This is a genomic window from Hoeflea sp. BAL378, assembly GCF_000759435.1.
Classification (GTDB): Bacteria; Pseudomonadota; Alphaproteobacteria; order Rhizobiales; family Rhizobiaceae; genus Hoeflea.
Genome location: NZ_JRJG01000239.1, coordinates 1 through 265, shown reverse-complemented (window position 1 = coordinate 265; position 265 = coordinate 1). Strand labels below are relative to the sequence as shown.

The window sequence follows — 265 nt, the reverse complement described above, 5'->3', positions numbered from 1 at the left end:
ACCGAAATGGGCACCCTGCGCACCTACACCGAGCTGCGCTTCCAGTACGACACCAACGACACCGCAGCTGGCTACGACACCACTGGCGAGACTTCGGTCAACTTCGCCTGGATCCAGCTCGGCGGCCTCCGCGTCGGTAAGGACGAATCGTTCTTCACCACCTGGAGCGGCTACTCGGGCAACGTCATCAACGATGACATCGCCGGCGGCGTCGGTCCCTACGACACCAACCTGATCAGCTACACCTACAATGGCGGCGCTTTCC

Annotated in this window: 1 protein-coding gene; it reads left to right on the top strand. The window is 61.9% G+C overall.

Annotated elements, in window-relative coordinates; all coding sequences use genetic code 11:
• Positions 1-265 (top strand): porin (locus tag LL06_RS25520; RefSeq protein WP_035533748.1); only part of this gene is annotated, 265 nt, incomplete at both ends.